Here is a 7,422-nt window from a genome sequence, read left to right as displayed (position 1 = left end):
CCAGCCAGCGCACCAGCTCGGACCGTTCGCCTGGCACCAGTGGCACATGGTCGAGCCAGGCCAACGCCCCGCGCGGGCCGCCTGCGTCCTCGCCCTGGCCGCTAGCCGCCCCCACCCCGCTCATTTCGCGGTTGCCGAACGGCACCTGCCCCCGGCGGCCGCCGTCGCCGTCGGCGGCCGCGCCGCCGGGCGGCGGCATGTGGGCGAAGAGGTGCGGCAAGGGGACGGGCAGGGCGACGGGGAGCGTGGCGGCGGGGGAGGGCATCCACCTAGTCTAGGGCGTGTCACCAATCCCCGAGCATGCCGCGTTGGGTCTGGCAGGCGCGCAGCCGGCGTTGCGGGCGCAGCGCCTAACTGGCCGTCAGGTCAAGCTACTCGGCGCCGGCTGCGCGCCTGCCAGACCCAACCCGAAGGGCCGCGGTTGCGCACGCCCGTGGCCGCGTCATCGCTCGGGCGTGGACGGACGTCCACTTCCTCGCTCTTCCTTGCCACAGGCACGCGCAATCACGGCGCGGCATGCTCGGGGATCGGTGACACGCCCTAGCGGCCGTGGCAAGGGGGTTCCGGGGGGGCAGGAGTTGCGCGCGATTGCTGCCCGCAAAGTGATAAACCGGTCGTAAATGGCCGCCGTGCTTGGGGAATCGAATTTATCCACATCTGCTGTGGATAAAGCTGTGCATGACGGGCATGCTCCACGCCGTGAAGACGGACTCACAAGCCTCTGCCACGAGTTGGACAAAAAAGCGCCAATCGCATTTATTCTTTTCAGAACAACAACTTGGCCGTGAAACACAGATGCAACATGGTTTCGCGGGGGCTTGACAAGACCTGTCGCAGGCCAATTTCCGGCGCTGTGCACAACCGGCCGTCGCGACGGCCGCGGGTGAGCCGATCGGGACGCCGCTGTCAAGCGCGCGGTGTGGCGGCTGCCTCGCTATCATCGCGCCGATGATGGAGTTCCGATGACCGCCACGTCCCCTTCCGACGGCGTGGCCGCACCGCCCGCCCTGGCCGCGTTCCTGCGCGGCATCGAACGCCGCGCCGCGGTCCTGGCAGACCTGCAGAGCGGCCGGCCCGAACGCGGCATGCCGGCCCTGGCGGCGGCGATGCGGGCCTTCCGCAGCCACGCTGCGGCGCTGCCGATGGCCGACTGGCCGCTGCGGTTCTGGAAGCTGCTCGCTGCGGTGCCCATCCTGCGCCAGGCCGATGCTGCCGACGGTGCCTGGCCGGCGCCGCTGGCGCATCTGCGCAGCCTGCAGCCGGCCGACCGCCTGGCGCTGTTGTTGCGCATCGTCGCCGGGCTGGACGAGCCGCTGGCCGCGCAGGTGTTGCAGCTGACCACCGAGGACTACCAGCAGGCGCTGGCGCGGGCCTGTCCGCGCGACGCCGGCGGGCGTCCGGATGCGGCAGGCTGGCGCGCGCTGGCCGACGCGGCGCAACAGTGTCTGCGCGAGCTGCCGCCGGCGCGGCTGCAGGCCCTGGCGCAACTGCGCGATGCGGCGATCGCCGGCAGCACGGCCTCGCCTGCGCCGGCCAAGGCGCAGGCCCCTGCCGCCGCCGCGGCCGCGGCGCGTCCACGCCGCCGCGGCGCGCGCTCGGCCCTGCGCACGCGCCTGGCCGGGGCGGTGATCGCGGTGGTGGTCCTGGCCCTGGTCGGGACGCTGTTCTGGGACCGCCTGCCCTGGCATCGGTCCCGCGCCGCGACCGCGGCCGGTGGCAGCGACGCGAGCCTGGCGCTGGGCGATACCGGCCCGGTGCAGGTGGAAGTGCTGCCGCCGGAATCGGACACCGCCAGCGCGCCGCCGCTGCCGGCCGACCCGCCGGCGCCGCTGCCGGAGCCGGCGATCTACGACCTGGATTTCTATGCGTGGTACGCGGCCGGCGCGCCGCCGCCGCGGATCGAGCGCAGCGCCCCCAGCGCCGCCGACCTGGCCGAGGCCGCCGAAAACCCGCCCGCCGCTGCAGTCGCCCCGGCCGGCGCACCCGCCGCGGCGGCGACCACGCCACCGGCGCTGACCCCGGCGCAACTGCGCGCGCGCCAGGCCGCCTGGGATGCGCTGCCGGCGGCGGCGCAGGCGCGGCTGCGTCAGGTCGCCACGGCCTTCGCCGGCCTGCCGATCGAGCAGCAGCACAGCCTGCATGCGCAGTTCGCCGAGATGGACGCCCTGGAGCGCCACGGCTGGTTGCTCGGCCCGGAACTGGGCGCCGAGTTCTGGGCGCTGCAGCCGCTGCTGGGCTACGTGCCGGAGGCGCAGCGGCAGGCACTGCTGGGCCTGTTGCGCGGCCTGCCGGCGGACCAGCGCGAGCATCTGGCGCTGCTGTCGCAACGCACCCCGCCGCAGGACCGTGCCGCCTTGCGCCGCGACCTGCTGGCGCAGGGCGCCGACAGCCGTGGTGCCTGGCTGAAGCAGCGCGCCGCACGTTGAGTCGCTTCGGGCGCTCTGGCTTTCCGGGTCCCCGGTCCCGGGCCCCGGGTCCCGGCTTTCCTGCAGTCATCCGCCGCAGCGGGTAGAATGCCCGGCCTCCGCCACCCGGTGCCGGCGCTGTCTGCGCGGCCGCAGTCGGCGGGATCGCCAGAGTCTTGCAATGTTTTCGTCTTCCACCCCGGCCTCGGTCCGGGGCCGCGAACTGCGCACCACCGCGCAGCTCGCCCTGCCGCTGGTCCTGGGGCACGTCTCCACCGGCCTGATCAGCTTCGTCGACAACGTGATCGCCGGCCACCACGGCACCCGCACGCTGGCCTCGGTGACGGTCGGCACTGCGTTGCTGTGGCTGCCGATGATGATCCCGATCGGCACCCTGATTGCCCTGACCGCCTCGGTGTCGCAGCTCGACGGCGCCAAGCGCCATGCGCAGATCGGCCCGCTGTTCCGCCAGGCACTGTGGCTGTCGCTGGGCCTGGGCCTGCTGATGTTCGCGTTCCTGAGCGTGATGCCCATGGCGCTGCCGCAACTGGGCATCGCCCCGGAGATCGTGCCCGGCGCGCGCGACTTCCTGCTTGCGATCCGTTGGGGCGTGCCGGCGCTGGTGCTGTACTTCTGCATGCGCTACCTCAGCGAAGGCATGCACTGGACCCTGCCGACCATGCTGCTCGGCTTCGGCGGCCTGCTGCTGCTGGCGCCGCTCGGCTATGCGCTGACCTTCGGCCTGTGGGGTCTGCGCGAGCACGGCGCCGGCGGCCTGGGCATGGCCTCGGCGATCATGATGTGGGCGCAGGCGCTGTGCTTCGCCATCTACCTGGCGCGGTCCAGGCGCTTTGCGCCGTTGCGCCTGTTCGCGCGGTTCGAGGCGCCGGACCTGCGCGCGATCGTCGGGCTGCTCAAGACCGGGTTGCCGATCGGCGTGACCATCCTGATGGAAGGCGGCCTGTTCATCGTCACCGCGCTGCTGATCGCGCGGCTCGGCGAGGTGCCGGCGGCGGCGCACCAGATCGCGATCAACGTGGCGCAGCTGTGCTTCATGGTGCCGATGGGCGTGGCCGAGGCGACCACGGTGCGGGTCGGCCGCGCCGCCGGCGCGGGCGATGCGGTAGGCGTGCGCGGCGCGGCCTGGGCCGGCTATGCGATCGTGCTCGGCACCCAGGCGCTGTCGGCGCTGGTGCTGCTGGTCGGCCACGACGCCATCGTCGGCGTCTACACCAGCGACCTGGCGGTGGCGGCGCTGGCCTCCACGCTGCTGCTGTACGCGGCCACCTTCCAGTTCCCCGACGGCGTGCAGGTGCTGTCGGCCGGCGCGCTGCGCGGCCTCAAGGACACCCGCGTACCGATGTTGCTGGCCCTGTGCTCCTACTGGGGCCTGGGCATGCCGCTGGGCGCCGGCCTCGGCCTGTGGCTGGGCTGGGGACCGCAGGGCATGTGGATCGGCCTGATCCTGGGGCTGACCGCGGCCGCGGTGATGATGGGTGCGCGTTTCCGCTGGAGCAGCGCGCGGCTGCTGGCCGCGCCGGCGGCCCCCTGACTTCAGACGCATGTGCGGCGCCTGACGCAGCCGGTATGCTGCGCAGGCGCAAGACGCCTTCCTTTCGGAGCTTTCCATGAACCAACCCGTGCGTCGCAGCCCCGTCGCCAACTTCTTCGTCGGCCTGTGGGATGTGATGAACTTCACCCGCCGGTTGATCTTCAACCTGGTGTTCTTCGGTTTCCTGTTGCTGATCCTGCTGGCGATGGTGTTCGCCATGGCACGCGGCGACGGCGGCAAGGCGCTGCGCGACCGCACCACGCTGCTGATCGCGCCGGAAGGCAAGCTGGTCGAGCAGTTCAGCGCCGACCCGGTCAGCCGCGCGCTGGCCAAGGCGATGAACGACAAGGGCGCGCAGGAGATCCAGTTGCGCGACCTGGTGCGCGCCATCGAGGCGGCCAAGACCGACCCGAAGATCGAGCGCGTGGCGCTGCGCCTGGACAAGCTGCAGCCCAGCGGCTTCGCCTCGATGCGCGAGGTGGAGAAGGCGCTGCAGGACCTGCGCAGCTCCGGCAAGCAGATCGTCGCCTACAGCGACAATCTGAATCAGTGGCAGTACCTGCTGGCCGCGCAGGCCAACGAGGTCTACCTGGACCCGATGGGCTCGATGACCCTGGAAGGCCTCGGCCGCTACCGCCAGTACTTCCGCGAGGGCCTGCAGGACAAGCTCGGCGTGGACGTGCACCTGTTCAAGGTCGGCGAATACAAGTCCGCCGCCGAGCCGTACGTGCTCGACGCGGCTTCGGCGGCGTCCAAGGAAGCCGACCTGTTCTGGATGAACGATGTGTGGCAGCGCTACGTGGCCGACATCGCCAAGGCGCGCAAGCTGGCGCCGGAGCAGATCAATGCCGGCATCGACACCATGCCCGAGGGCGTGGCCGCCGCCGGCGGCGACCTGGCCAAGTTCGCCCTGCAGCAGAAGCTGGTGGACGGCCTGAAGACCCGCGAGGACGTCGAGCAGTTGCTGGCCAAGCGTGGCGTGGCCGACGACGATGCCGACACCGGCTACCGCAACGTCGACCTGGACGGCTACCTGCAGCAGCTGGACCTGCGCCGTTCGCCGGTGGACTCGCGTCCGCAGGTGGCGGTGGTGGTTGCCGCGGGTGAGATCAGCGGCGGCGAACAGCCGGCCGGCCGCATCGGCGGCGAGTCGACCGCGGCGTTGCTGCGCCAGGCGCGCGACGACGACGCGGTCAAGGCGGTGGTGCTGCGCGTGGATTCGCCCGGCGGCGAAGTGTTCGCCTCCGAGCAGATCCGCCGCGAAGTGGTGGCGCTGAAGGCCGCCGGCAAGCCGGTGGTGGTGTCGATGGGCGACCTGGCCGCGTCCGGCGGCTACTGGATCAGCATGAACGCCGATCGCATCTACGCCGACCCGTCGACGATCACCGGCTCGATCGGTATCTTCGGCATGATCCCCAACATCACCCGCACCCTGGACAAGATCGGCGTGCACACCGACGGCGTCGGCACCACCCGTTTCGCCGGTGCGTTCGACATGACCCGGCCGATGGATCCGGCGGTGGGCCAGCTGATCCAGTCGGTGATCAACAAGGGCTATGCCGACTTCACCGGCAAGGTCGCGCAGGCGCGCGGCAAGTCGGTCGAGGCCATCGACCAGGTCGCGCGCGGCCGCGTGTGGAGCGGTGCGCAGGCCAAGGAGCGCGGGCTGGTGGACGCGTTCGGCGGCTTCAAGGACGCGGTGGCCGATGCCGCGGCGCGCGCCAAGCTGGGCGGCCCGGACAAGTACCGGGTGCGCTACGTCGAGAAGCCGGCCACGCCGTTCGCGCAGTTCGTCAGCGGGTTCGCCGGCAGCCGCCTGGGCGTGTGGATGCTGAGCGACTCGGCGCTGGGCCACGCCCTGCTGGCGCGCAGCCTGCCGGAACTGGACACCCAGCTGCGCTTCGTCAAGGACGCGGCCGACACCCGTCCGGGCGCACCGGTGAAGGCGCTGGCCTACTGCTTCTGCGGTCTGTAAGCCGGCCCTGCGCCGGCAGCGGCGCGCTCCTGCGAGCGCGTCGCCTGCTTCCTGCAACGCCGGCCCCCGTGGCCGGCGTTGTTCATTGCGCGGTAGCGGCGTCGAGCGCGGCGTTCTGCGCGGCCGCGGCGTGGTCGAGCGTGGCCTGGGTCTGCCTGGCGCGATCCAGCGGCTGGGCGATGGCGCTGCGCAATGCGCTGGCCTTCGGCGGTGGCGGCGCATCGGGCGGTTGCGGCGGCTCCGGCTTGCATGCGGCCAGCAGTGCGAGCAGCGGCAATGCCAACGTCATCCTGCGCAGTGGTGCGGACATGGCGGCGACCTCCTCGAGGGTGGAGGTATCATCCTACGCCTCCCATGTGAGCAGACAGGCACGCGCATGCAGCACCGTTGGCGGCTGGACGGACAGACCGCGCTGATCACCGGCGCCAGCGCCGGCATCGGCCTGGCGATCGCGCGCGAACTGCTCGGGTTCGGCGCCGACCTGCTGCTGGTGGCGCGCGACCTCGACGCGCTCGAAGCGGCGCGCGACGAGTTGCGCGAGGCCTTTCCCGAGCGCGAGATCCTGGCGCTGGCCGCCGACGTCGCCGACGACGAGGACCGCCGCGAGATCCTGGACTGGGTCGAGGACCATGCGGATGGCCTGCACCTGCTGATCAACAACGCCGGCGGCAATGTCAGCAAGGCCGCGGTGGACTACACCGAGGACGAATGGCGCGGCATCTTCGAGACCAACCTGTTCTCCGCGTTCGAACTGTCGCGCTACGCGCATCCGCTGCTGGCGCAGCATGCGGCCTCGGCGATCGTCAACGTCGGCAGCGTGTCGGGACTGACCCACGTGCGCAGCGGCGCGCCCTACGGCATGACCAAGGCGGCCTTGCACCAGCTCACCCGCAACCTCGCCGCCGAATGGGCCGAGGACGGCATCCGGGTCAATGCGGTGGCGCCCTGGTACATCCGCACCCGCCGCACCTCCGGGCCGTTGTCGGACCCGGACTACTACGAGCAGGTGATCGAGCGCACGCCGATGCGCCGTATCGGCGAACCGGAGGAAGTGGCGGCGGCGGTCGGCTTCCTGTGCCTGCCGGCGGCCAGCTACATCACTGGCGAATGCATTGCGGTGGATGGGGGCTTTTTGCGTTATGGGTTCTAGCGGCTGTGCGGCGGCCGCGTGCGCCGGGCGCCGGCCGAAAGGCGCAGTGCAACCAGGCCCCGGGCGTATGTCGTCGGGACTGAAGTCCCTCCCACAAGGTGGGTGCGCGCTTACTGCGGTGGATCGGTTGCGGGGTAATCCGTAGGAGCAGCTTCAGCCGCGACCAGGCTTTCCCGGTAACGCTCGGTCGCGGCTGAAGCCGCTTGTGTCAAATAAGGGTCTATCGTTGTAGGTGAGAGCGGAGTGCGGCAGGCCGTTTAGCCGCAGTGCCAGCAAGCACGAGTAGGAGTCAGCGCCGCCGCACTCCGGTTCTCCTGCCTGACAAGCCCGAACCTGTGCC

General features: G+C 71.4%; 5 protein-coding genes and 1 pseudogene. 4 read left to right on the top strand and 2 right to left on the bottom strand.

Features of this window, described 5'->3' with window-relative positions; all coding sequences use genetic code 11:
- Nucleotides 1-265, bottom strand: a pseudogene (locus CEK68_RS20770) (primosomal protein N'); the annotation flags it as partial.
- Between the two features lie 697 nt (nucleotides 266-962).
- Between CEK68_RS20770 and CEK68_RS21365 the strand changes: the two are divergent.
- From CEK68_RS21365 to sppA, 3 genes are all read left to right on the top strand, one after another.
- Entirely contained in the window at nucleotides 963-2,426 is a 1,464-nt protein-coding gene (locus CEK68_RS21365; protein WP_226978000.1) for a hypothetical protein, read from the top strand.
- A 160-nt stretch (nucleotides 2,427-2,586) separates the two neighbouring features.
- The gene (locus CEK68_RS20760) at nucleotides 2,587-3,957 is read left to right on the top strand and encodes an MATE family efflux transporter (RefSeq protein ID WP_017911990.1); all 1,371 of its coding nucleotides are present in this window, start codon (nucleotides 2,587-2,589) and stop codon (nucleotides 3,955-3,957) included.
- Nucleotides 3,958-4,033: 76 nt separating this feature from the next.
- Entirely contained in the window at nucleotides 4,034-5,932 is a 1,899-nt protein-coding gene (sppA, locus tag CEK68_RS20755; RefSeq protein ID WP_017911991.1) for a signal peptide peptidase SppA, read from the top strand.
- Between the two features lie 82 nt (nucleotides 5,933-6,014).
- On the opposite strand, the gene CEK68_RS20750 is transcribed toward sppA, so the two are convergent.
- A complete protein-coding gene (locus CEK68_RS20750) occupies nucleotides 6,015-6,221 on the bottom strand; it encodes a hypothetical protein (RefSeq protein WP_017914852.1) in 207 nt (68 codons plus the stop codon).
- A gap of 87 nt (nucleotides 6,222-6,308) precedes the next feature.
- On the opposite strand from CEK68_RS20750, the gene CEK68_RS20745 reads away from it, so the two are divergent.
- Nucleotides 6,309-7,082, top strand: a complete 774-nt coding sequence (locus CEK68_RS20745; RefSeq protein WP_017914851.1) for an SDR family oxidoreductase — start codon at nucleotides 6,309-6,311, stop codon at nucleotides 7,080-7,082.
- The last annotated feature ends 340 nt before the right edge of the window (nucleotides 7,083-7,422 follow it).

Origin of the sequence: Xanthomonas sp. LMG 12461, assembly GCF_009192935.1 — a bacterium.
Taxonomy (GTDB): Bacteria; Pseudomonadota; Gammaproteobacteria; order Xanthomonadales; family Xanthomonadaceae; genus Xanthomonas_A; species Xanthomonas_A sontii.
This window is presented reverse-complemented; position numbering and strand designations above follow the sequence as displayed.

Coding starts and splice junctions, on each gene's coding strand:
- CEK68_RS20750 (WP_017914852.1), bottom strand. CDS start 6,221: ATGACGTTGGCATTGCCGCTGCTCGCACTGCTGGCCGCATGCAAGCCG.
- CEK68_RS20760 (WP_017911990.1), top strand. CDS start 2,587: ATGTTTTCGTCTTCCACCCCGGCCTCGGTCCGGGGCCGCGAACTGCGC.
- CEK68_RS21365 (WP_226978000.1), top strand. CDS start 963: ATGACCGCCACGTCCCCTTCCGACGGCGTGGCCGCACCGCCCGCCCTG.
- sppA (WP_017911991.1), top strand. CDS start 4,034: ATGAACCAACCCGTGCGTCGCAGCCCCGTCGCCAACTTCTTCGTCGGC.
- CEK68_RS20745 (WP_017914851.1), top strand. CDS start 6,309: ATGCAGCACCGTTGGCGGCTGGACGGACAGACCGCGCTGATCACCGGC.